The organism is Uliginosibacterium aquaticum (genome assembly GCF_012972705.2).
Classification (GTDB): Bacteria; Pseudomonadota; Gammaproteobacteria; order Burkholderiales; family Rhodocyclaceae; genus Uliginosibacterium; species Uliginosibacterium aquaticum.
Genome location: NZ_JABCSC020000007.1, coordinates 63,013 through 86,882, shown reverse-complemented (window position 1 = coordinate 86,882; position 23,870 = coordinate 63,013). Strand labels below are relative to the sequence as shown.

Below are 23,870 nucleotides of genomic sequence, written 5' to 3'. Positions count from 1 at the left end.
GTTTCAGGCCAGCTCCCAGAACCAGACTTCCTTGCAGTTGAAGTAGCAGTTCGAATTGCAGAGCACGCCGAGGTTGCTTGGCTCGAGCAGGTCAATATGGCCGCCGCCATAACCGGTGATGCGGTGGAAGAAAACGATCCCGCGGCGCCTGGCAAGCTCATCAGCCGCTTTGCCTGGATCACTGAAAACCTGGGGCTTGCCGAGCAGACTGCGCAGGGCCAGTTGATCCGCCAGAAGCTTGGCGCCGGACTCGATCCGTTTGCCCTTGTGCTTACCCGTCTTGATCGGCAAGCGGCCTGTGAAGGCCACGCCTGAATCGAGCAAGGCCAGGCTCATGCGCACAGCGCAAGTGTTGATGTAGGCCGGATTCTGTTTGAGCAGCTCGCTTTGCTCGTAACCCACCGAGGCGTAAAGCGCTTCCCCGGAGCGGTAAGACGGGCTGGCATAGTTCGATGAAAAGTGAGCGGCCTTCAGCCTTGAGTAGGCGGGTTTCATTTCTTTTCCTTACAAGGGAGCGCAGCCTGCAGCCCCTCTTCGATCAGGCTTGAGGCACGGCGGCTCAGCTTCGCGGCGGGCTGCTTGCGCAGGTGCTCAAACACGATCTCGCGCAAGGTGACGGACTTGGCGATGCGGTAACTGCACCAACTCCGACCTTCGCTGGCTTCCATCACACCGAGCAGATAAAGCTGGGCGCGTTCGCGGATGGCCGGGTCGCTATGGGTATAGGCCGCGAAAAAGTCCGTGCCGGAGAGATTCACGCTGTCGATGCCAGGATTCGGCGCTGCATCGGGCGCTGCCGACGCTGCAAGACTGGCTGCACAAAGCGCGGCGCACAGGCCCGACTTCAGCCGGCCACTCCACACGCCTGGCGTGCCCGAAGCGCGGCGCTGGCGTGCGGCTGAAGCCGCACCTACGGGGAGAACGTGGCGAACGTCAGCTGATCGCATACTTGAACTCACCCTTGTCGTTGGAGCTGAGCTTGATCTTCTTGATCTCGCGCCCTTCGGCCATGCGCGAGAGCACGCTGCCGGCAATCTCGGGCAGCATCGTGCCGTTCAGGATGTTGTCGACGTTGCGGGCGCCGGAATCGACCTCGGTGCAGCGCGCGAGCACCGCTTCAACCAGATCATCGGTGTAGCTCATGGCGGCACTGTGGTTGGCTTCGACTCGGGCAGCGATGCGGTCGAGCTTGAGGCGGATGATCTGCTCAAGCACTTCATCTGCAATCGGGTAGTAGGGCACGACCTTCAGGCGGCCGAGGAAGGCGGGCTTGAAGGCTTTGTTGAGCTGGCCGCGGATCAGCGCATCGAGTGCTTCCGGTGTCGGGATCTCGTCGGCGCCCTTGTTGAGACAGGCCTGCATCAGGGCGCTGGAGCCGACGTTGCTGGTGAGGATGATGAGGGTGTTGCGGAAGTCGATCTCGCGGCCTTCGGCGTCGTCCATCACGCCCTTGTCGAAGACCTGGAAGAAGAGCTCCAGCACGTCCGGGTGAGCCTTCTCGACTTCGTCGAGCAGCACGACGGAATAGGGCTTGCGGCGCACCGCTTCGGTGAGCACGCCGCCCTCGCCGTAGCCCACGTAGCCGGGGGGCGAGCCCTTGAGGCCGGAGACGGTATGCGCCTCCTGGTACTCACTCATGTTGATGGTGATGAGGTTGCGCTCGCCGCCGTAGAGTGATTCGGCGAGCGCCAGGGCGGTCTCGGTCTTGCCGACGCCAGAGGGGCCGACGAAGAGGAACACGCCCTTGGGCTTGTTGGGGTCTTCGAGGTTGGCACGTGCAGTGCGTACGCGCTGGCAAATGGATTCAAGCGCAAAAGGCTGGCCGATCACCCGGGCTTCGAGCGATTCCTTGAGCTTGAGCACGGCCTGGATTTCGTCCTTGACCATCTTGCCGAGCGGGATGCCGGTCCAGCCCGAGATGATCTCGGCGACCACATTGCCATCTACCTGCAGCGGCACCAGCGGGCTCTCGCCCTGCAGGCTGCGCAGCTCTGCGGCGAGCGCATCCAGTGCGAGCTGGGCTTCACTGCGTACGCTCTTGCCTTTGGCCTTGCCCTTCGGCACTTCATCCGCTTCGGGGTGGGGAGACTTTTGCTCAAGAGCCAGACGTTCGCTGGCGATCTTCTCGACGAGCTGCTTCTCCTGCTCCCAGCGAGCCTTGTCGGCGGCCAGCACTTCATTGAGGCTGACGTGCTCGGCGTTCAGCGTCTTGATGCGTTCGGCATGATCCTGGCCGATGGCCCGCTCGCGCGAGAGCGTGGCGAGTTCGGTATCGATGCGCGCGAGGCGCTTGCTGGTGTCTTCTATGCGGGCCGGCGTGGCGCTCTGGCCGAGGGCTACGCGGGCGCAGGCCGTGTCGAGCACGCTGATGGCCTTGTCCGGCAGCTGGCGGCCGGTGATGTAACGGGCCGAGAGGCGCACGGCTTCGGTAATGGCTTCGTCGAGGATGCGCACATTGAAGTGGCGTTCCATGAGCGCGGCCATGGCACGCAGCATGGCGCTGGCGATGTCCTCAGAGGGCTCTTCGACCTTGACGACCTGGAAGCGGCGGGCCAGGGCGGCATCCTTCTCGAAGTATTTCTTGTACTCGCTCCAGGTGGTGGCAGCGATGGTGCGCAGCTCGCCGCGCGCCAGCGCCGGCTTGAGCAGATTGGCGGCATCGTTCTGGCCGGCCTGGCCACCTGCACCGATCATGGTGTGGGCTTCATCGATGAAGAGGATGATCGGTGTAGAGCTTTTCTTCACTTCGTCGATCACATTCTTGAGGCGGTTTTCGAACTCGCCCTTCACGCTGGCGCCAGCCTGCAGCAGGCCCATGTCCAGTACATGCAGGGCGACGCCCTGCAGCGGTGGCGGTACGTCACCTGCCGCGATGCGCAGGGCCAGGCCTTCAACCACCGCTGTTTTGCCAACGCCCGCTTCACCGGTGAGGATGGGGTTGTTCTGGCGGCGGCGCATGAGGATGTCGATCACCTGACGGATCTCGGTGTCGCGGCCGATTACCGGATCGATCTTGCCTTCTGCTGCGCGGGCTGTGAGGTTGGTGGTGAACTGGTCCAGCGCAGGGCTGCGGGCATGCCCCTGGCTGGCGGCGGCCATGTCTTCGGCATCCACTTCACTGGCGTCAGTATCATCGGCGCTTACGTTCTGCACGGCTTCATCAGAGCCGATAGTGAGTTCGACGAGCTTGTGCTTGATCTCGTCGAGCGGGAATTTCACGAACAGCTTGGAGCCACGATAGGCCAGCTGGGAGAGATCGGGTGCAGTGAGCAGGGCCAGCAAGAGGTGGCCCGAGCGGATCTGGTGATTGCCGGCTTCGAGCGAGGCGATCAGCCAGGCGTGCTCGAAGAGCGCTGGCAGGTGCTGGGAGAACACCGGGGTGCGGGTGTTGCCGTTCTTGAAGCGCTGGATCTCATTGGCCAGATCACGTTCGAGCGCGGTGATGCTGACGTCGAACTTGCGCGCAAGGCGCGAGAAATCGGAGTTGTCGGTTTCGCACAAAGCCAGGAACAGGTGCTCCAGATCGACCTCGAAATGCCCGGAGGACATGCACAGCGCGGCGGCACGCTCGGCGGCCTTGCGGCAAGTGGGGTTGAGCTTGCTGATGAGAACCTTGAGATTGTTCGACATGATGTTTGGCCAGGCTGGATTGATTGAATTGGGAAAATGAGGTGGGTCAGGCTGCGGCGTCGTGGCGGACTTCCCAGGCGAGGTCACTACGGTCTTCCTGGGTCATGCGGGTCAGCATCCAGGTGTTGTGGCCAAGGCGGGCTGGGATGCTGCCGCCGAGTTGCGTGGGGCGCACATCCTGGCGCCTCAAGGTGGGGCGCACCGTGCAATCCAGCGTGATGCCGGTCAGCATGGCGAGCAGGCTGGTGATGGCACGGGCGGCTTCACCGCCGGGCAGGAAACGGTCGAAATCTGCCCGTGCCAGCGGGCCGATCTCCAGTGCGATACCGGTCTGGCACTGCCACATGCGGGTGCCGCAGACGGTATCCACGCCAAGGCTCATGTTGGCGGTGCCGAGCATGCTTTGCTGGGCTGCCGGCAGATCGTGCCAGCGGCCGACGAACTGGCGCAGGCGCACCGGCACGCGGAAATAGTCCGCCACGATGCGTTCGATCAGATGGGCCGGGCGCGCACTTTGGCGCAGTGCTCCGGCGTAATAGGCCAGGGTTTCTGCCATCAGCTGGCGCGCTGGATCGCAGACCTTTTCCTGGGTGCCGGCATTGCCGACGCCGATCAGCGAGAGCAGCATCGGCAGGAAGCGCTCACGCCGGTTGCGCTCGTACTGAAAGTGCAGGCGGTGCTTCTCCCAGGCTCGGTAGAAGAGGGCTACGGCTCGGTTCGAGAAGATGTCGAGGAAAGCGCGTGCGCCCTTGTCGCGCTTGCGGAGCTCGCGCTCTATCAGATCTTCGGTATAGCCGCGCGGCAGTGTGCCGTTGTTGCCGGTGAGGCCGATGAAACTGGGAGTGAGGCGAGCCGCGATGATACCTTCGCTTGCTGGGAGCGTGGCCTCGGCTGGCCAGGCCGGCGCTTCCGGTTGGGCTTCCTGGTAATCGAAATCCAGCGCCTCGATTTCGCTGGGGGCGAAACCGATATTCAGCGAATTGCCGAAACGGATGCGCTCGCCAATGATGCGCGAGGGTGCCTCATTGTGTTCCTGGCGGAAATGGGTGGCCAGCAGGCGCACGGCCTGAAAGAACTCGAATTTGTACGGCGCCTCACGCAGGCGCTCGATTACACCAGCGTCTGGTCGCCGTTGCGGGGTAGGCATCGGGTGATCTCCTCGCCATTTTCGTGATTGCACACGACGAGCTGGGTGAAGCTGTTGGTGTGGACATAAAGTCCGAAGAAGTGGTCTAGCAGGCGCGCGAACTGCTCCACGCTGGTGCCGACGAAGTGCTGGGTATTCACGCCCAGGCGGATCTCCACGCCCTTCACGAAGCTTGGAAAGGGATTGCCGGCGATGCGCGCGGTGACGACTTGATGCGAGATGCTCTGCAGCCCGTCGATGAGCTTGCGGGTGACCGGGGAGCGGGTGAGGTCGTAGAGCGCGAGGGTTTCCTTGAGCGTTTCGAGGCCGGCTTCGGTGAGCGAGAGCTGGCCCAACGAGAGGTGCGAGATCAGGCGCCAGTGAGATTTGCTGCGGTCGATGCGCACCGTCTGGCTGGGCTTTCTCAGCAGACTGATGCTGCGGGCGAGTGAGCCTCCCTCCATGAACAGGTCTCCCCCTGCCATGCCGAAAGGTAGTTGCGCAGGCAGGTCACGGTTGGTGCAGGTGAGCTCAATGGAGAGGGTTTCGGTTTTCTCGGCGCGGGTATCGAAATCGAGATCCACCACCGAGATTTCATACTCGAAACCGGGGCTGAGTTCTGCAACCTGCTCGTCGCGGCGAAGATGCCAGAAGCGTCCGCTGTTCTCGAGGTTTTCGCCGTGGCGCAGGGCGTAATAAGGGCGGTAGTCCAGCACAGCTTCGCCGCGCGAGGTCTTCTCGACCTTGCAGACTGCCTTGATGGCGTAGAGCTCGAAAGCATGGGCGCGGCGAGCGTCCGGCACCACGGGATAGCTGGATTTTGTATGGGTGACGCGGATCGGATCTGCATTTTGGTCGAACAAATTCACTACGGGTGTGCAGTGGGTGAGGATGTTCGAGGTGCTGACGCGCTCAAGCAGGCGGGCATCGCGGCTGTCGTCGTGTTGCGAACCGAGGATGAAATGCAGGCTGCAACGGCGGATGCCCGGAGGCAGCAGGGCACGCAGGGCCGCGTAATCGAAATCGACGAAGTTGAACTTCTCCGGGAAGGCAAAGAACTCGGAGAGCAGGCGGTAGGCCAGATGAGAGCGGGCGTCGTAGTCGAAGAGTTCCTCACTGAGGCCGAAACCGACGGCCTGGGTGAAGCCGGCCCCCAGCCGATGCCATCGGTATTCGCCCGGGATTTCGAGCACGATGGCCAGTGAGCGCGAGAGCAGTGCTTCGCGGATCTGCTCGACCTGCGAGCTCTCACCATCGATGAAGCAGCGCAGCTTCTGCAACTCGATGCTACCCAGCGGCAACTGCTCGGAGGCAGAGCTTAGTCCGATGCTTAGCAGGGCCGCACTGCCCGTGGGCAGGGTAAAGCCGCGTGGCGGCGTGAAGCTCTCGGCATAGCCGACGGATTCGATACGTAGTGAGGACAGCGCCACATCAAACGCGGTTCGGAACTTGCAGCTGATGCCCTTGACCGGGCGGGTGGTGAGCTGACTGCCACGTTCGATCCGGCTGATGCCGGAGAGCTGGGCATCGGCGCCGCCCAGGTCGAAGCGTGCGATCGAGCAGGCGGGAAGGGGGCGCAGGTAGTGAGGGTAGAGCACATCGATGAACGAGGAGGTGAACTCCGGGAAGTCGTCATCGAGTTTCTTTTGCACGCGGGCCGAGAGCAGCGCGAAGGATTCGATCATGCGCTCGACGTGCGGGTCTTCGCAGGAGTCGCCGGATATCAGCAGGCGCGAAGCGACCTTCGGATAACGCTGGGCAAACTCGCGGGCGTGGCGGCGCAGGAAGGTCAGTTCCTGCTCGTAGTAGGGCAGCAGATCGCGCATGAGCTTCAGCGGACTCCGGACAGACCGCGGCTCTTGGCCACGGAGTACTGCAGGGTGTTCGGTTGTAGCAGCGCATCGAAGGTCACCGGTTCGCTGGCCGGATTGACGTAGAGCACGGCATTGATGCCGAACTGCAGGCAGCCGATGGAGCTTCGATCCGCTTCCAGGCGTACATCCACCTGGCGCAGACGCGGCTCGTGGTGTGCGATGGTGCGCTCCAGGGTGCGACAGATCAGGTCACGATCAGCGGGATTGGCAAGGCTTAGACCCACGAAATCCCCCATGCCGTAACTGGCGACTGAGCGGTGGCTTTCGGGGAAGCGCTCGAAGCTGTCGGAAAACAAGGCGGCACGGCTGTTGAGCAGGGATTCCAGATCGTGGGCGACGGACTCCTTCAGCTCATCCACGGACCAGCGGCGCATCGGATCTGTTTCGGCACTGCGGTGAGGTGCGTCATCACGCAGACGCTCGAAGAGGGTTGGCAGAAATCCAGCCATGAACTGCTTTCAAACTAGAACTCGGAGGGGCAGCAACCGGCGCGGGAACGCCGGTTGCTGGAGGCTGCCTTACACGTCGTAAGTCGGCGTGTTCTTGGCCAGGCTCCACTTAGCAATCTTGTTGCCCTTGGTGCCGCCCTTGATGTCTTGCGCGGTGTAGGTCCACTGCACAGCGGCGTACTTCAGCGAGAAGTTCTCGGTGGGGATGCCTTCACCACCCACGGCCGGAGTCACTGCGGCAATCAGCACGTTCTTGAGCTTGATCTCGAGGTACTTCACGCGCTTGTCGCCGTCGGCACGCATGAAATCAACGGTCACTTCGTCAAAGGTGTGGCCAGCCGAGCAGCCTTCCCACAGGCGGGGCGAGGTCAGATCGATATCCTTCACGAAAATCATCTCGCCGTGCTCGCAACGCTCGGCGGTGTGACCGCCCGCGGTGGAGGCGGTGGCCGACTTCGGTTGCAGGATCTGGTGCTGCCAGGAACCGACTTCAATCCATTCCTTGTGATCGTTGTCGCGGGATTCGCCCTTGACGTCGAACTTGCCTTTGAACTGAACGTAAATATCCTTCACTTGCTGCTCCTTCTAGGGGGTTAGTGATCAAGCGCCTTTTGCGGACTGCGGCAATTCGGCCACCAGGCGCAGTGAGACCGAAAGTTCATCGAGCTGGAAGTGCGGGCGCAGGAAAGACACCGCGCGGTACACGCCAGGGCGGCCCGGCACTTCGGAAACCTGAATCGATGCTTCGCGCAGCGGGAACTGGGCCTTGGCTTCCTGCGATGCGCCGTCATCGAGCAGCACATACTGGGCAATCCAGTTGTTCAGATAGGTTTCGACGTTGCCGGCCGAAGCAAAGCTGCCGATCTTGTCGCGCATCATGGCTTTGAGGTAGTGCGCGATCCGCGAGACGGCAAAGATGTACTGCAACTGCGATGACAGCACCGAATTGGCATTGGCCGAGTCGGTGTTGTACTTCTTCGCTTTCTGGGCTGACTGGGCGCCGAAGAAAGCGGCATAGTCAGTACCCTTGCAATGCACCAGCGGAATGAAGCCCAGGTCAGAGAGCTCCTTCTCGCGGCGATCGGTGATGGCGATCTCGGTCGGGCATTTCAGCGCGACTTCGCCGTCGTCGGTCTTGAAGGTGTGAGTCGGCAGATCCTCGACTAGGCCACCACCTTCCACACCGCGTATGGCTGCGCACCAGCCGAACATGTCAAAAGCATCTGTCAGGCGGGCTGCGAAGGCATAGGCAGCATTCACCCACAGGTACTTGCTGTGATCGGTGCCGTCTACATCTTCCACGTAGTTGAAGCCTTCTACCGGGGTGCCGTCTTTGGGGTGATAGGGCAGGCGGCCCAGGAAGTGCGGCAGGGTGAGACCCACATAGCGGGAGTCATCGCTTTCGCGGAAGGATTTCCACTTGGCGTATTCGACGGTATCGAAAACCTTGCCCAGATCACGTGGTTTGCCCAGATCGGTGAAGGTCTCCAGTCCGAAGAGCTCGGCCGAGGCGCTGGAAATGAAGGGGGCGTGAGCTGCAGCGGCGACGTGCGACATCTGGTCGATGAAGTACATGTCCTCCGGCTGGCGGCCGATCTCGTAGTCGCCGATCAGGGCGCCGAAGGGGGCGCCACCGAAGGTGCCGAACTCTTCTTCGTACACTTTCTTGAAGAGCACGCTTTGATCGAAGTCGATGGCCGACTTGAAGTCCTTCACCAGATCCTTCTTATTGGTATTGAAGACCTTGATCTTCAAGGTGGTGCTGGTGGAAGACTGCTTGCACAGGTACTCAAGGCCACGCCAGGATGATTCCAGCTTCTGGAATTCTGGTGCGTGCATGATGGCTGAGAGCTGGCCGGAGATCAGTTCATCCAGCTCGGCAATGCGGGCATCCAGCGTTGCGGAGAGATTGTCCGAAACCACCACGGCACCATCCATGACCTGGGAAACCAGTTCGCTGATCAGGTCGCGTGCGCGCGAGTGTTCGGCCTGTGACTTGGCCACCTTGCTGTCGGCCACGATGCGGTCGAGCAGGGAGGCTGACTCAGCCGTCGGTGCGGCAGCCTGGAGAGCGGAAAGATTGGCGTTCATGGGCTTACTCCTTGGCTCCGGTTTCCTGACTGATGACAGCCAGTTGCTCGGTGCTGGTCAGTACCTGTTGCAGGATGTCGTCGAGCTTTTCGTTACCGGCCAGCTTGCCGCGCAGGTCGGCTAGCTTGTTCCTGGCTTCGAGCAGCTTCTGCAGGGGTGCGACCTGTTGCACGACGGATTCCGGGCGGAAGTCTTCCATCGACTCGAACTTGAGTTCGATGCCGAGCTCGCCGCCGGCCTCCGAAAGGGTGTTCTTGGCGCGGAATACGGTGCGCGGTGCCATGCCCTTCATTACGTCGTCGAAATTGTCCCCATCGATGCTGACGAACTTGCGATCCCGCAGGCGGGGCAAAGGGGCTTCCGGATTGCCGGAAAAGTCGCCGAGCACGCCGACGACAAAGGGCAGTTCTTTTTGTTCGACGGCGTCGCCGATTTCCACGTCATATGAGAGCTGAACGCGGGGCGGGCGCACGCGCTGAAGTTTCTTCTGGATGCTTTCTGATTTGGCCACGATGGTCTCCGGATCAGTGTTTGGGGCAGCGCGGCTGCGCCTTACTTGAGGGTGCTGAAGGGGCTGCCGCCCGCAGCAGGGGCTGCGGCAGGCTTGGGCTGAGAGGTCGGGTTGCCGGCGCTGGCGGGCTGGGTGGCGGGCGCCGATTCCGTCTTGCCCGTGGAGCGGGGCTTGGCCTTGGTTTTGGACTTCGCTTGGAGGTCTTCGAGCGGCACCAGCTGATCCTGAGCCAGGGTTTCGCGCAAGGCGCGAGCCAGACGCTCAGCTTCCGAGCGGTTGGAGCCGCGCAGCATGCTGTCCTGGCTCATGTCGCTGATCGCGCGAATGGCAACACGCAGGCTGGCCACGACAGCGATGGCCTTGGCCTGTTTGTTGGCCGGCTCACGCTTCATGGCTTCATCCGCAGCCTGGATGGCGGCAGGGTAGTTGTCTGCGTCGAAATGCAACTGGGCTTGCTTGAGCCACGGAGTCGCATCAGCAGGGTTGTTCTTCGATGCGCTCTCGAGCAGGGCGACAGCTGTTTCGCGGTTGCCCGAGTTCAACGCGGTCTGCGACTCTTCGATCAACTGAGCGGTTGTTTTCGGGGCTGGCGTTTGCGGTGAAAGCGCACATCCGGTAACCAGCAGGATGAGAGAAAGTGAAATAACGGGCAAAACGATAGATTTCATTGTGATTAACCTTCTTGAGTCGCGAATTCATCAAATCCGGCCGAAAATTTTAAATAAATTCTTGTCTTTATTTTCTGCTGGCGGCGCATCCTAGCACCCAAAATTTTGATTACAAAATGTTCGAATGGGCAGGTTTTAAAAATTTCGTGTCGTTGTATATTCGCCCCTCTGTTTTTTGTTTAAGATTGTTGTGTGTCGTAAAAAATCCATAAAAAACAATGGCTTGTTTTTTATTTGATGAATATGATGTATTTTTTATTTTTTTGTTTGTGGTGTTGTGTTTGGTGATTTTTGAAAGAAGCCTGTAATGAGTGATGATTTCAAGAAATTAAGAATTTGCGCGCTTCTTTTGATGTTTTTGTTGTTTCAGGGGTGTGCCAGCTCGAGTGCGACAAAAATAAAAGATGGTGCGCTGGCATTGGTTGGTCTGGTGCCGGCGGAGAGCCTTTCCAAAGCTGCTACAGCGCCTGCCAAGCCCACGCGTGTGGAGGTGTTTGCCGGCCGCAACCTGAATGCCGATGAGCGTCAGCGACCGATGGCGGTGGTGATCAAGTTCTATCGTCTGCGGGATCCGGCGGCCTTCATGCAGGCGCCCTATGAGCTGTTGGCAGATGGCCTGGCGGAAAAAGGGGCGCTGGCCAGTGATGTGATCGAGGTGAAGGAGTTAGTGGTCACGCCCGGTCAAGAGGTCGTGCGTCAGGAAATGCTGGCAGGGGATGCCACCTATCTCGGCGTGGTAGCACTGTTTCGCAAGCCGCACCCTGATCGCTGGCGGCTGGTTTTTTCTGGCTCGGATCCGGTCAATGCCAATGGCGTAGTGCTTGGCGCACATGCCTGTGCGATGACAGTGTCGCGTGGCGTGCCTTTCAATGCACAACTGGTCAATGCAGGCTCGCTGGGTGGCGTGTCGTGCAAGTGAGCGTAGCGGGTGAGGTAGCGAAGACGTGAAGAAAGTTCAGAAGTTGATGTGGGGCGAGGGCTTGTTTCTGAAGCCTCAGCATTTTCAGCGCCAGGATCTGTATCACGAGCAACGTTTGGCAACTGGTTTGCACGCGGCGCACCCCTGTTTGTGGGGAGTGGGCTCCTTGAGTGTGGATCGCGATGCGCTGGATAGTGGCTCCTTGCGGCTCGTGGAAATCAAGGCGCTGGCTCAGGACGGGGAGCAGATCGATGCGCCCTATGTAGACCCATTGCCGGATCCGCGCTCCCTGGCGGACTTTGACCTGCCAGCGGAAGGTCTGATCTTTCATCTGGCGCTGCCCTTACTGCGTCCGGAGGGAGGGAACTACGCTCAGGCTGGTGTGCGGGCGGCGCAGGCGGCTCGTTATCTGCTGGCAAATGAAGAGGCCGGTGACCTGTATACGAATGCGGTGAGCGGTGATCTGACGGTGCTGCGCAAGCAAGTGCGTCTGCTGGCTGATACGGAGCCGCGTGATCAGTGCGTGTCGTTTCCGTTGCTGAAAGTGCGCCGTACAGCCACGGGGGGTTTCGAACTGGATCCCGGCTTCGTGCCACCTTCACTCAGCGTACTCGCCTCACCGTTCCTGAATGGCATGTTGCGCCGTCTGCTGGATATGTTGCAGGCCAAGTGTGAGGCGCTTTATGGCCATCATCGTGAGCCGTCCAAGCATGTGATCGAGTTTCGCTCGGGCGATGTGGCGTCTTTCTGGCTGCTGCATACCGCAAGCTCCGGCTTTGCCGAGCTTTCGCATTATCTGCATCTTCCTCAATTGCATCCGGAGCGGCTGTTCCAGAGCATGCTGCGCCTGGCGGGACAGTTGCTGACCTTTTCGAAGGCCTATTCGCTGGCTGATCTACCTGCCTACAAGCACCAGGATCCTGCGTCGGGCTTTCAATTGCTCGATCGCATTATTCGCGATCTGATTGATACGGTGATCTCGGCACGCTATGTGACCATCACCATCACCGAGAGCAAGCCTGGTCAGTACTCTGGTCGTCTGGAGTCCGACAAGCTGGGGGCGAACGCTTCGCTGTATCTGGCGGTTGGGGCTGACATGCCGCCGGCAGAGCTGGTCGAAGCGGTGCCGCTGCGCGTCAAGGTGGGCGCGCCGGACGATGTGGACAAGCTGGTCCTCTCGGCCATGCCCGGTATCAAGCTGATGGCTGCGCCGCAGGTGCCTGCGGCCATTCCGGTACGCCCCGGCAGTTACTACTTTTCTATCGAGCCACATGGCGCCATTTACGAACGCATGCTGCAGGCACAGAGCATCGCGATCTATGTGCCCTCAGGCTTCAAGGATCTCAAACTCGAACTCATGGCGGTGATTGAATGAGCCTCTCTGCTCCGACCCTCTTCGGCAATGCGCCGGCCCAGCCCAAGGCAGAAGCACCGCGTATCGCGCGCAGCCTCGCAGACCTCATGCACGACGGTTTCTATCTTCTTTTCATGTTGCGAAACCGCGCAGCCCCGGCGGATGCCGGAGTGTTTCGCGAGCGCATCCGGCGTTTCCTCGACGAGTTCGAGCGTAATGCGAAGCGCCAGAATGCTTCGGCGGATGACATCTACGACGTGAAGTACGCCTTCTGCGCCGCAGTGGATGAGGCCATTCTTGGCTCACGCTTTTCGGTGCGTGACGAGTGGGAGCGTCAGCCGCTGCAGCTTGCACTTTTCGGTGAGCAACTGGCCGGTGAGGGCTTCTTTGAGAAGCTGGAGCAACTGCGCGCCCAGGGGGCTCGGCGTGTGCAGGCGTTGGAGGTGTTTCACCACTGTCTGCTGCATGGCTTTCGCGGCAAGTACCTGCTTGAAGGGCCGGAGAAGATCAATTACCTGATCGCCCGGGTGGGAGATGAAGTGGTGCACCACAAGGGCAAGCGGGCTGTTTTTGCGCCGCATTGGGCGATCCCGGATCGCATCCGGCATGCCCTGCGTAGCGAAGTGCCGGTGTGGGTGATTGCCAGCGTCATGGGCCTGATGGGAGTGCTGGGCTTCATTGGCCTGCGTGCCTATCTGGATCATCAGACCGGCAAGACACTCGCTTCCTATCAGGAGCTGTTCAAGCTCGCGCCGCGTCAGGCGCGGATCACGATCACCCTGCCTTGATTCGGCTTCGTCGTATTTTCCCGAGCTTCTGATGGATATCTCTTCTGCCAGTACGAGTCTCTTTGCCAGTCTGGGTGGCATGCTGCCCAGCCGCGAGGATTTTCTCAAATCCCTCTCCCAGCATGCACGTCTGCTGACGCTGGTTTGCCCGCTGCCGGAGGCCGCCCTGCTGGTTGAACAGATGCGCGGGCGCGAGGCGGTGTCGGAGGATTTTCAGTTCGAAATCCAGTGCCTGGCGAGCTCGGCGCATCTGGAGCTTAAAGCCCTGATCGGCGAAGAGCTCACCTTGCGTGTCCTGCTGGCAGACGGGCGCAGCACCCGAAGCTGGCATGGTCTCGTGACGGCCGCTACCCAGCTGGGGAGCGATGGTGCTCTGGCACGCTATGCCCTGAAGTTGCAGCCGTGGACGGCCTGCATGGCACTGCGCCGCAACAGCCGGATCTTCCAGGATAAAAGTGTTGAAGACATTGCGCGCGAAGTTTTCGCCGACTACCCGGCCGGAGCCTTCGAATTCCGTCTCAGCGAAGCCTTGCCGCTGCGCAGCCTGTGCGCTCAATACCGCGAAACGGATCAGGCTTTCCTGGCGCGCCTGTTTGCCAGTGAAGGATTGTCCTTCTATTTCGAGCATCAGCAGGATGAAGCCGCTTCTGGCGAGCTGGCGCATACCCGCCACAAACTCATCATCGTCGATGGCAGCAGCGAGGCTCCCGAGAGTCGTCAGCCGCTTGTGCGCTTTCATCGCAACAACGCGACCGAAGCCAGCGACAGCATTCAGACCTGGCAGAGCGCGCGCAGCCTCGGCAGCAATGCCGCGACACTGGCCAGCTGGGATTACCGGCAATTGCTTGCTCCCGCAGCGAGCAGCGACGCTGACTTTTCTGCACAGGGCGGGGCAGGGGATTTGCCTCGTCTGGAAGACTATGACGGTTCGGGCGCCTATCGTTTCCGCGATCAGGCGGCGGCCGAGCGCAGCGTGCGTCTGCATACGGCTTTCATGGCACTCAGTGGCGGAGCACATCGCAGCGCCGGCAGCGTTCGCCAGCTGGAGGCAGGCAGCTGCTTCACCCTCACGCAGCATCCATCCATACACGGCGAGGCAGCGCGGCAGCGCGTGCTGATCGTCGAGCACGAAGCCAGCAACAACCTTGACAGTGAAGCCCGTGCTGCGGGTGCGCAAGCGCGCATCGAACGCGGTATCTATCGCAATCGGGCGGTCAGCGTTCCTCTCTCGCTTCCCCTTGTGCCGCGCCCCCTTCCCAAGCCTGCCGTGCCGGGTCTGCAGACCGCACTCGTTGTCGGCACCCAGAACGCGCACGCCTCTGCGACCAGCAGCGAGCGGGATGGGCGGGTTCGCATCCAGTTTCATTGGCAGCGTGGTCAGCAGCCCAACCCGGGGGGCCTCGCGCACGACACCGAGCGCGCCACGGGTGAGCTGGGCAATGGCACCTGGGTACGAGTGGCCGAAGCGCTTGCCGGCGCCAACTGGGGCAGCCACTTCACGCCGCGAATCGGCAGCGAAGTGCTGGTGGATTTCCATGAGGGCGATATTGATCGTCCGGTCATCGTTGCCGCCTTGCATAACGGGCAGGACGAAGTGCCGTGGCCTGCCGGTGAGGCGGCCAATCACTCTGGCGTGGTGGCGGGCATTCACGCTCCGACGCTGGATGGCAATGGCTGGAGCCAGTGGCAGATTGATGACGCCACCGGGCAACTACGCACCCGCCTCGCCAGCAGTGCCTTTGCCAGTCAGCTCAATCTGGGGCACCTGATCCATCACAGCCCGAGCGGCAGTCAGCGTGGTGCCGGGCGCGGGCAAGGCTTCGAGCTGCGCACAGACGGCTGGCAGATCCAGCGTGCCGCCAAAGGCATGCTGATCTCCGCTACGGCGCTTCAGAACGCAGGATCAATCCAGCTGGACACTAAGGAAGCCGCCAGCCAGCTCAAGGCCGCGAATGACACCGCCCAGCGTCTCTCGGATGCCGCGACCCAGTCCGAAGCCGATGCGCTGGCCCAGGCCCAGAAAATCGAAGCCTTCCGCCAGAGCATTTATCCAGAGGCCCCGCCGCCGGACGGCAACGCACTCCCGGATCGCGAGCTCAAGTCCTTTGAGGGGCCGGCCTTGCTGATGGAAGCGCCGGCCAGCATCGCCTTCACCACGCCGCAGAGCAGTACGCTGTTTGCAGGAGAGCATCTCTCGGCAACGGTACAGGGTGATACCCAGCTAACGGCCCAACATACCGCCAGTTTCGTTTCGGGCGACGCCACCAGCCTCTACACCCACGCCGGCGGCATCAAGGCGATCGCCGCTAACAGCCCGCTCAGCCTCCAGTCCCACGACGGCCCGCTTGAAGTGCTGGCTGATCAGAACGTCATCGTCACCAGCAGCAACGACGAGATTCACGTGCTGGCCAACAGCAAGATCGTGCTACAGGCGGGGCAGAGCTCGATCACGCTCGAAGGCGCGAACATTACCTTTGCGTGTCCGGGAAAGTTCGAGGTCAAGGCTAGTCAGAATGTGTTGATGGGGGGGGGCAGCGCCCCCGCCAGCCTAGGCAAGCTGCCGGATTCACGAATGAAGCTGTTTGATGAAGGGTTCGTGATCAGAGATCCTGACGGAATTCCGCTTGCAGGCATTCGTTATCGAATCAAGCTTCCAGATGGCACATTTGAAGAAGGCGTTAGCGATGAAAATGGACGGACGCATGTGATTCAGTCTGCAGACCAAAACGAGTTGATTCTTCAAGTGCAGAAGGACGTAGTACGAAATGGCCGATAACAGCTTTATCTCTCGGAAAGATCAGTGGCTGGATCTTGCTTTTTCAAAGCAAACCCCCGTTGCTAACAAAAAACGTGCAGATGCAGTCCTTCCGGGAACGAAGTCGAAGGACTTCATCCTGGTGGCTCGGTGCAAAATAATCAACTTAAACAAAAGCGTCACCATGTACGCTGAAGATCTGCCCGAGAATGTGTGTTATGCAAAAGAAAGCTCCTATGCTTGGTCGACCAAGAGCAACAAGATAAGAATAACCACTCCAACCAGTGTCAGCGGTGGAAGGGTGAGAATCGAAGCATTGGATACTCCCAGTTTAGGACGAGACGCTGAAGTTATTACCGTAACTCGAACGGGGGCAGATGGCTCTGTCTCTACCAAAACGGTAGCGGTAACGGTCGCAAGGGTGAAATTATTGGCGTCGCCAAGCCAGAACTACGGTTACGATGATTACGACACCTCTCTCGATAGCAGCGATGATCACGTTAGCATCGAGAGTGAAAAAAGTTCATTTGTAAAGGTTTGTATCGAGGGGGGGGCGATTGGTTCAGACTTTGAATTTGCTTGCAAATCCTCCTCTATTTGTAGCGTCCAACCACCTCAGGCTTCTTCAGACTTTGATTTGCAATTAGATGCAGGAATAGGCAAAAAGAAGCAAACCGTCTTGCAGGTTTTTTATAAGTGTCCGTGCCGTGAAGTGTTTGCAGAGTTGTTTGTGAATGTATACGCAAAGAAAAATGCAAATATTGTTGTGGCAAAAATTTTTGACAGTTTGTCGCTGGCGACTTCTTTGAAATTTGCTTCTGCAGACTATGCTGCACATACAGGCCCTGCAAATCAAAAAATGAAAGATGCTGTTGTTAAATATGACATACAAAACTATGGGAATGGTTCTCCCCTTGACGTGCATTTTGATCTGGATTTGGATGGGGCTTTGAGTTTTGATATAAACAATAGCGGCGGAGCGGAATTTCAGGCGATTGATAGAGCATTTGTGGCGAACGGTAGATTTAGGGTGATTGTTGTTCGTAATCTGAAGTCATATTATTACCTGGATCAAGCTGCGAAGGCTGGTGATGTGGTGGTTAAGGTGAGAGGGCAGGGGGTTTTTTCTTTTCCGAATCACAGCATGCCTTTGGGGCGCGGAAGTTCGCAAGAAATGGTAACTGTGATGAGTGGGAATGGGAATGTTGCGTCGCTGAAGACTCCCTTGGTTTACGATCATTCACCTGGTGAACCTTTGGAGTTTCCTGCTGCAGGCTGGTCGACAGATCCTATTATTATTTGCGAAGGAAATACTTCGTTGGATATTGCCAAGTGGACGGTGGTGCACGAAATTGGGCATGCTGCGTTAGGGCTTTCGGATGTTGTTGATTCAACAAACGTCATGCATTACGATCAAGGTAATGTTGATTATCGACTAAGGTTCTGTCCTCGTGTTTTAAATTACAACAACCCCAATGGGCTGCTGACTGAAAATCAATGGGATTTGGTTTTGCGGTCTTGATTGTTTTGAAAAGATAAATTAAATGAAAGTCGGGTTTTTGTTGCTACCTTTTTTGTTGGCTGTATTTATGTCTTCAGGGTATTCGTATGCTGAGGATGAAGGAGGGGAAGTGTCGAAAATTGCTGATGAATATATCGAAATGTTTCGTAGGGGAGAGGATTTTTCCAGACCAATCAAAGGGTTGGTTGTTGATTGTGTGATTGACAAGCGCGCGCTAGCTGTTTTGACAAAGGAGTTATCTTTTGGGAATTCAGATGTTCGTGAAAAAATAGTCGGCCTTTTGGTCGAAATTGGCTTTATGGCAAACAAGGATTACCCAAAAGATTTTGTGCTACGAGATCCGTCTATTGTAAAAGCAATTTCTTTGGCAGGATTTTCTAAAAAAGATTCGGCTACCACCGATGTGGCTAGAGAGTTGCGTATGAATAGTACGCATGATGCGCTTAAAGCATATGGCGATGTTTATGTTGAGGCATTAAAAAAATCCTCTAAATCTGAGATTTGGTTGTTGGTTGCTAAGGCTAAGCCTTATCAGGCCAAGGTGGTGGTTGATGAGTTGGCGAGCAAGTCTGATCCTGAAGTTGAGACTGAAGTAAAAATCGCTCAAGCTGCTTTGGGGAGCTCCAGATTGGAAGATGAATTTATTGGTTTGGCCAAGGTGGCGGCAGATAATTCTGATGGAAAGGCTCTTGCTGAGGCGTTGAAGTTTCTTGGTTGGATTGGGACACGGCGCAGTCTTCAAACTGTTGCCACCTATTTGCGTACGCCATTAACAGTGAATATTGGCGGCGTAAACATTAGATCTGTTCGTATGGATGCACTTGAGGCCTTGTATTACAACTATCTCGGCCAACGGGTTGTTCATCCGAATTCCATTCATTCACAAGAGGATTATGCTTCTGCCGAGAGGTTTTGTAAGGAGAATCTTGGCGTTGTTTTCGAAGGTCCGCTGCCTCCGTATTTTAAAAACCAGCCTAGTCCTATCCCGCTTCCTGCCCGGTAGGCTTTTTCACAATATGCCGATACTGCAATCGTCGAACAAAGGGGGCGAGGTCAGGTCTTGTATTACAACATTTTTCATTATCAGAAATGATCCGGCTGATGGTGGCGTAGTGCAGTCCGAAGTCGGACCAGACGGGCCATACGTCAAGAAGAGGGATGTTGAAAAACAAGACCTGACTTTTTCTCCGTTGCGACGATCTGGCAGTGGGATGTTGCGCAGGAGTGATTACTGGTTGATGGTTCAGCGTGCCACGCTGAGTATTTCTAGGACAGGGAGTTTGAAGTGAAGACTAGATTCGTTCTGTATTTGTTTGCCCTCGGCTTGAATGCCTGCGCAGTGTCTTCAGGCAATAAGCCCGAGGAGCAACAAGTCCAGCTACCCGAACGCTTCATGGGCGTGAATATTTTTGTGGCCACCGATCCGGTGAAAATTCCCGAGAAGGGCGTGGCCATGCAGGTGATGCCGGATCCGCGCAAACCGATTCCGTACGACGAAAGTGCGGCTTCTGAAACCCAGCAGATGGTTTATGGTTTTGCGGTGGATTTGCGCGAGAACATTGAGCCGGTTTTTCGCCAGCAGAACGTGCAGGCCTTCAGTTACATCGCGGGAGCGAATTACCGTTGGGACGAGTTGCGCAAGGATCAGCGTAATTATTCCCTGGTGATCTGGCCGACCCGCAGCAGTCTGCAGGGGCAGGAGGTGGATGTGCGGGCGGTGCTGGTGCATGAGGGGAGCGGGCGCCAAGTGTGGCAATACACATTCAAGGATCCTTATCGCAGCAGGAATGCCGTGCTGGGAGGCTATACGCGCAGTGAGCGGCTGAGCATCGTGCGCGCCATGTCGGAGAAGTTGCTCACCGAGATGAAACTGCAGGGCATCCTCGTGACGGGTGGCGTTTGAATCGAGCGGCTGGGTGTTGAGCGCCCCGGATCGGCCCTTCACGTGAGCCGGTGCTGGCGGGCATGGCTTCTAACCCCGTACGCGGGGCTTCTGCAGGATCTGTATTCATGTCTGGTTTGACTTTGCGTCTGGTGATGCTGTTGTGTTGTCTGGTGTCTGCTCGGGCAGGGGCGATTGATGCGCTTCTTTCTGCGGAACCGATGCCGCTGTGGCAGGAGCAGCCCTGGGCTTTGCGTTACATCCTGAAACTGGATGCGCCGTATTTCTTTGATATCCGCGCAACGCGTGGCAAGAAAAAGCTCTCTGAAGCGAGGCCTGGTCAAGAGCAGGAGATTGAGGCTGTTGCGCAAGGGGTGCGTACCTACGTCGTAGAGAACGCGTTTCTTGAGCGGGAGGAAGTTTTTGCCTCCCTGCTGCTCGAATTCAACCGTTCCGGCGAACTGGTCTCTCGCCACTCCAGCAGGGCTCCCTTGTTTGGGCATCTGGCTCAGGATGATGAACTGGTACTGGCTACCGGCAATGGCACGCAGGACTTTGTGTTCGGCTTAGGGCAGTGGCAGACAGCTTCCTTGGGGGAGGGGAGTGGTACGCTGCCCGCGTTGTGCACGAAGGAGGATGAGCAACGTTATCGCCCGAATTTTCGGCCCAGCTCTGTGCTGGGAGGCTTCGGTTGTCGAGAATGGCGCGCTTACCTGGAGAACCGCAAGCTGCCCTATATCGATGTCACTTCCTACGAGCTCGAAGATGATCGCAGTGCCAAGCCGGATCGCAAGGGGCGCTATCCGCAACGAATCCTGGCGACGATCCGGCCGGTGATCGGTTGGGGGCGTTTTGATTTGCCCGCCAAACCGGTAATCGGACGTCATGGCAAGAGCTGGTTCTGTCTGCACGACTGCCCCGGCGGTGACTTTCCCGGTTTTATCCCGAACATCGCGTCCTGGGCCGCGCGCAGTGGTTGGCCGGTGCCGAAGCCACCCAAGCGTATGCCGCTGTTCCCAGACCCTTCAAGCTGAGCATTCAGCGAGCCGCGTAGAGGCGCAGTCGGCCGCGCCTCTACTACGTGCGCGAAGCTGGCGGCACGGGTTGCTTAGAGTTTACCTGCCCCGGCATTCTTGAGCACATAGGCCGGCACGGCTTCGGGCGGGAGCAGATCGTCTGGCGTTGGTGGTGTCCAGCCCAGGTCCGTAAGGATCACTGCACGGCCTTGGGCCGCGTTAAAGCGTTCTACGATGCTGACGGCCTGGCCGTTGAGTAGAGTCCCTTGGTCCTGCAGGGCTGCCCCGACGATGAACAGGCTGACCAGCCGCGCTGGGTCGCTCAGCCCCTCTATCTCGAAAACATTGTTCTGCGAGTAGATGCGTGCCGAGGTACCGAGGCCGAAGGCGTAAGCGAACGGGTACTGGGGATCGGTGCGACTGCCCTTAAACAGATTGTTGTAGCTGTGCAGCTTGCCGTAGCGTACAAGTTGCTGGCGTTGGCGCAGGTTCTCGAACAGGTTGTGGTGGTAGGTGACGTTGAGGCTGCCCTCGTCTGCAGGCTGGTTGTCGCTGCCTCCGACCAGCATGGATTTGTCATGGTTGAAGAAGTGGCTGTTGGAGACCGTAACAAAGTCAGAGGCGTTGGTTATGTCCAGCAGACCATCGTGTGGTGTGATCTTCTGTTCAGGCTGATCGTAGGGAATTGTGAAAATATTCGGGATGGTCTTGGCCAGACTCTCGCCATCACTGAACGAGCAGTGATCGATCCAGACCCGCTTGGCGCCCTTGATTGAAATCAGGTCGAACTCTGAGTTCCAGCGCCCACCGTTGCAGCGATGCGGGCCGTGTTCGTCATCCACGAACTCGGTCTGGCATCCTGGTACAGAGTGATTCTTGCCGAAGTCGTCCACAACCGGCGCGGTACGCGTCGTGCTGTAGGAGTCTCCGGGATTCCATTGAGGGAAGTGATCGTAGGCATCTTCAAAGTGGATGTTGCGGATGATCACGTTCTCTACGCCCTTGTCGAGGTAGAGATTGCCACGGGTGATCTTTGCATCACTGCCGATGCCGATCAGGGTGGTATTAGAGGGAATCAGTACCTGTACTTGTTGCTTCTGCTTGTTCCAGGAACGCTTGCGAGCTTCTTCGAGCGGGCCCGCAATCCGGGGGGGCCTGCCATTGACGAGCGGTTGGCGATTCCAGGTGTGTGGATTGACCAGCTTCTTGTATGCCTCAAAGTCGTAACCGGGGTCCGCAAAGTCCTTGAAACCGAGCTCGCGGCCGCTATCGTCCGTCATCAGGTTGATCGTGCCCTGGATGCGGATGATTTTGGGTTCGTTGCCTGCCCGTTTGAGTGCATCCAGCAACTGTTGCCGGGTGGTGACGGTATAGGTGTAGCGCTCCTTGGCTGCCATGCCCCCGGTGACACCTCCGCCTATCGCAGCCCAGCCATCGCCAGGAGGCAGGGTCTGTCGCTCAGGAGGAACCGGCTGTGCAAAGGCGCATGCACAGGCCATTGAGACGAGAATTGCGCAGAACCTCCGTGCTGCAGGATTCATGACAAACGACTCCCTTGAGTGAAGCATTCAGGATCTCTTTCGTAAGGAAAAAAGCCGACGGCGAAGCGTCGGCTTTTTCACTCAGAACCGCCTTGCTCAGAGCTTGCCAGCTCCCGCGTTGGCTTTCACGTAAGCCGGGACCTCAGCGGCTGGCTTGACCTTGCTGCCATACAGTGTTGGCTTCCAGCCCACGTTGGGACTCAGTGCCTTGCCACTGGCAGCATTTGATTCGGCCAGCAGATCAACCGGTTGGCCGTTGAAACTTGAGCCTTGATCGAAGAACACAGTGCCGCCAGTGTAAGGAGTGACCGCGATATCAGCCTTGCCGCCGGTGATCTCGAACACATTGGCTTCTGAGTAGATCGCTGAGTCCTTGCCGACACCGATCAGGCTGCGAGCGATGTTGTGTTTGGCATGGGCGGCCAGTTCCTGCTGGTGCTTTTCGTAGTCGGTCTTGGCGGTGCCCAGTCCGGTTGCGTTGGCAATGTAGTAGTTGTTGTAGACGTGGACCTTGCCGAAACGCACACGCGGAGCGCGCTGACCGACGTTTTCAAAGTAGTTGTTGTGGATCGTGACGTTTAGTTTGCCGGTATCGAGCTTGGAGCTATCGCTGCCGCCAATCAGGAAGGACTTATCGTGATCCTTGAATACGCTGTAGGAAATGGTCACGTAGTTCCCGCCATTGGTCACGTCGACCAGACCATCGTGATGCTGGACCTTTTGCGTCACTTCGTTGTGTGGAAAGGGGAAGATCGGCGGGAAGAGCTTGTCGGAGCGATCACCATCACTGAACGTGCAGTGATCAATCCAGACGCGCTTGCCACCGTTGACCGAAATGTTGTCGTACTCCGAATTCCAGCGCCCGCCCGGGCAACGTTGCGGACCCGTCTTGGCATCCACATAGGCTTCCTGGCAGCCGGGATAGCTCTTGTCGATCTTGAAGCTGTCGCCCGGATCCCAGCCCGGGAAATAGTCGAAGGCATCTTCAAAAGAGATGTTGCGGATGATGACGTTCTCGGATTCCGGCCCGATCCACAAGTTGCCCTTGACGATCTTGGCATCCGCACCCAGCCCTACGAGGGTGGTGTTCGAAGGCAGTTTGATCGTGATCTGGTCGCGCTGGCGCTTCACCGAGGCTTCGCGTGCGGCTTCCTGTGGACCATCCAGCTTGCGGTTGGGGCGGCCTTTTTCCAGCTTCTGGTTCCAAACAGCCGGCGCATAGGCCTTCATGTATGCGTCAAAACTGTAGGGTGCAACGGCGTAATCCTTCTCTGTTAATTCGCGTCCCGAATCATCACTGGAGAGATTGATCGTGCCCTGGATGCGGATGATCTTCGGATTCGTTCCTGCTTGGGCCAGCGCAGCAACCAGTTCTTTACGGCTGCTGACGGTGAAGTCGTTTTCCGCCGTGGCGGCCGAGCCACCCGTGACGGTGCCTTCCGCAGCAGCCCAGCCATTGTTGGCAGGCATGACAGCACGGCCCAGATCCGACCCGGCAATACCCGAAGCATCACCATCGGCCTCCAGTTCAAAGCCGGCACAGCCGCTCAGGACGCCGATCATGGCGACCGACAGGGCCAGTATGTTTTTTTTCATGCTCTCCTCCAGATTGAATATGACAAGCAGGGCAGTGCAGGTGCCTCACCGCGCGCGAGCCGTCTGACTCCAAGTCGCGGCTCAGGTTCCGGTAAGACCGGAAACATACGCCCAAAAGCAGGCTTTCGCCAGTTCAAAAAAGTGCGCT

The 23,870-nt window shown here is 58.4% G+C and carries 20 protein-coding genes; 8 read left to right on the top strand and 12 right to left on the bottom strand.

What is annotated here, in order from left to right; translation table 11 throughout:
• Window positions 1-3: 3 nt before the first annotated feature.
• The 10 genes from HJ583_RS18840 to HJ583_RS18795 form a co-directional block, all read right to left on the bottom strand.
• Window positions 4-495 carry a T6SS effector amidase Tae4 family protein gene (locus HJ583_RS18840; RefSeq protein WP_170023348.1) on the bottom strand — a complete coding sequence of 164 codons (492 nt, stop codon included), beginning with the start codon at window positions 493-495 and terminating at the stop codon, window positions 4-6.
• Window positions 492-947: a Rap1a/Tai family immunity protein gene (locus HJ583_RS18835; RefSeq protein WP_170023347.1), complete on the bottom strand. Its 456-nt coding sequence runs from the start codon at window positions 945-947 to the stop codon at window positions 492-494. The genes HJ583_RS18840 and HJ583_RS18835 overlap by 4 nt, the downstream gene beginning before the upstream one ends.
• Window positions 934-3,630: a type VI secretion system ATPase TssH gene (gene tssH / locus HJ583_RS18830; RefSeq protein WP_170023346.1), complete on the bottom strand. Its 2,697-nt coding sequence runs from the start codon at window positions 3,628-3,630 to the stop codon at window positions 934-936. The genes HJ583_RS18835 and tssH overlap by 14 nt, the downstream gene beginning before the upstream one ends.
• 46 nt (window positions 3,631-3,676) lie before the next feature.
• Window positions 3,677-4,777, bottom strand: coding sequence for a type VI secretion system baseplate subunit TssG (tssG, locus tag HJ583_RS18825; protein WP_170023345.1), 1,101 nt, complete (start codon window positions 4,775-4,777; stop codon window positions 3,677-3,679).
• Window positions 4,741-6,582: a type VI secretion system baseplate subunit TssF gene (tssF, locus tag HJ583_RS18820; protein ID WP_170023344.1), complete on the bottom strand. Its 1,842-nt coding sequence runs from the start codon at window positions 6,580-6,582 to the stop codon at window positions 4,741-4,743. Before tssF ends, tssG begins: the two co-directional genes overlap by 37 nt.
• A 5-nt stretch (window positions 6,583-6,587) precedes the next feature.
• Window positions 6,588-7,079: a type VI secretion system baseplate subunit TssE gene (gene tssE / locus HJ583_RS18815; RefSeq protein WP_170023343.1), complete on the bottom strand. Its 492-nt coding sequence runs from the start codon at window positions 7,077-7,079 to the stop codon at window positions 6,588-6,590.
• Window positions 7,080-7,148: 69 nt separating this feature from the next.
• Window positions 7,149-7,652 carry an Hcp family type VI secretion system effector gene (locus HJ583_RS18810; RefSeq protein WP_101944280.1) on the bottom strand — a complete coding sequence of 168 codons (504 nt, stop codon included), beginning with the start codon at window positions 7,650-7,652 and terminating at the stop codon, window positions 7,149-7,151.
• A 27-nt stretch (window positions 7,653-7,679) separates the two neighbouring features.
• Window positions 7,680-9,170: a type VI secretion system contractile sheath large subunit gene (tssC, locus tag HJ583_RS18805; protein WP_170023342.1), complete on the bottom strand. Its 1,491-nt coding sequence runs from the start codon at window positions 9,168-9,170 to the stop codon at window positions 7,680-7,682.
• Window positions 9,171-9,174: 4 nt separating this feature from the next.
• Window positions 9,175-9,681 (bottom strand): type VI secretion system contractile sheath small subunit, encoded by a 507-nt coding sequence (gene tssB, locus HJ583_RS18800; RefSeq protein WP_170023341.1) that lies wholly within the window; start codon window positions 9,679-9,681, stop codon window positions 9,175-9,177.
• A 41-nt stretch (window positions 9,682-9,722) separates the two neighbouring features.
• Window positions 9,723-10,349 carry an outer membrane protein assembly factor BamD gene (locus tag HJ583_RS18795; protein WP_170023340.1) on the bottom strand — a complete coding sequence of 209 codons (627 nt, stop codon included), beginning with the start codon at window positions 10,347-10,349 and terminating at the stop codon, window positions 9,723-9,725.
• A gap of 307 nt (window positions 10,350-10,656) precedes the next feature.
• On the opposite strand from HJ583_RS18795, the gene tssJ reads away from it, so the two are divergent.
• The 8 genes from tssJ to HJ583_RS18755 all read left to right on the top strand — a co-directional run bounded on the left by tssJ (window position 10,657) and on the right by HJ583_RS18755 (window position 20,603).
• Window positions 10,657-11,268, top strand: coding sequence for a type VI secretion system lipoprotein TssJ (tssJ, locus tag HJ583_RS18790; RefSeq protein WP_170023339.1), 612 nt, complete (start codon window positions 10,657-10,659; stop codon window positions 11,266-11,268).
• 46 nt (window positions 11,269-11,314) lie between these two features.
• Window positions 11,315-12,643: a type VI secretion system baseplate subunit TssK gene (tssK, locus tag HJ583_RS18785; protein WP_170023354.1), complete on the top strand. Its 1,329-nt coding sequence runs from the start codon at window positions 11,315-11,317 to the stop codon at window positions 12,641-12,643.
• A complete protein-coding gene (locus HJ583_RS18780) occupies window positions 12,640-13,410 on the top strand; it encodes a DotU family type IV/VI secretion system protein (protein ID WP_170023338.1) in 771 nt (256 codons plus the stop codon). Before tssK ends, HJ583_RS18780 begins: the two co-directional genes overlap by 4 nt.
• Window positions 13,411-13,441: 31 nt before the next feature.
• Complete coding sequence (locus HJ583_RS18775; protein ID WP_235943931.1) at window positions 13,442-16,186, top strand: type VI secretion system Vgr family protein; 2,745 nt, start codon at window positions 13,442-13,444, stop codon at window positions 16,184-16,186.
• A complete protein-coding gene (locus tag HJ583_RS18770) occupies window positions 16,176-17,687 on the top strand; it encodes a hypothetical protein (RefSeq protein ID WP_170023337.1) in 1,512 nt (503 codons plus the stop codon). The genes HJ583_RS18775 and HJ583_RS18770 overlap by 11 nt, the downstream gene beginning before the upstream one ends.
• 22 nt (window positions 17,688-17,709) lie before the next feature.
• Window positions 17,710-18,690, top strand: coding sequence for a hypothetical protein (locus HJ583_RS18765; RefSeq protein WP_170023336.1), 981 nt, complete (start codon window positions 17,710-17,712; stop codon window positions 18,688-18,690).
• A gap of 282 nt (window positions 18,691-18,972) precedes the next feature.
• On the top strand, window positions 18,973-19,590 hold the full coding sequence (locus tag HJ583_RS18760) for a hypothetical protein (RefSeq protein ID WP_170023335.1): 618 nt from the start codon (window positions 18,973-18,975) through the stop codon (window positions 19,588-19,590).
• A gap of 122 nt (window positions 19,591-19,712) precedes the next feature.
• The gene (locus HJ583_RS18755; protein WP_170023334.1) at window positions 19,713-20,603 is read left to right on the top strand and encodes a hypothetical protein; all 891 of its coding nucleotides are present in this window, start codon (window positions 19,713-19,715) and stop codon (window positions 20,601-20,603) included.
• Between the two features lie 74 nt (window positions 20,604-20,677).
• On the opposite strand, the gene HJ583_RS18750 is transcribed toward HJ583_RS18755, so the two are convergent.
• Together HJ583_RS18750 and HJ583_RS18745 are read right to left on the bottom strand one after the other, a co-directional pair.
• Complete coding sequence (locus HJ583_RS18750; protein WP_170023333.1) at window positions 20,678-21,982, bottom strand: pectate lyase family protein; 1,305 nt, start codon at window positions 21,980-21,982, stop codon at window positions 20,678-20,680.
• A gap of 240 nt (window positions 21,983-22,222) precedes the next feature.
• Entirely contained in the window at window positions 22,223-23,722 is a 1,500-nt protein-coding gene (locus HJ583_RS18745; RefSeq protein ID WP_170023332.1) for a pectate lyase family protein, read from the bottom strand.
• Window positions 23,723-23,870: the final 148 nt, after the last annotated feature.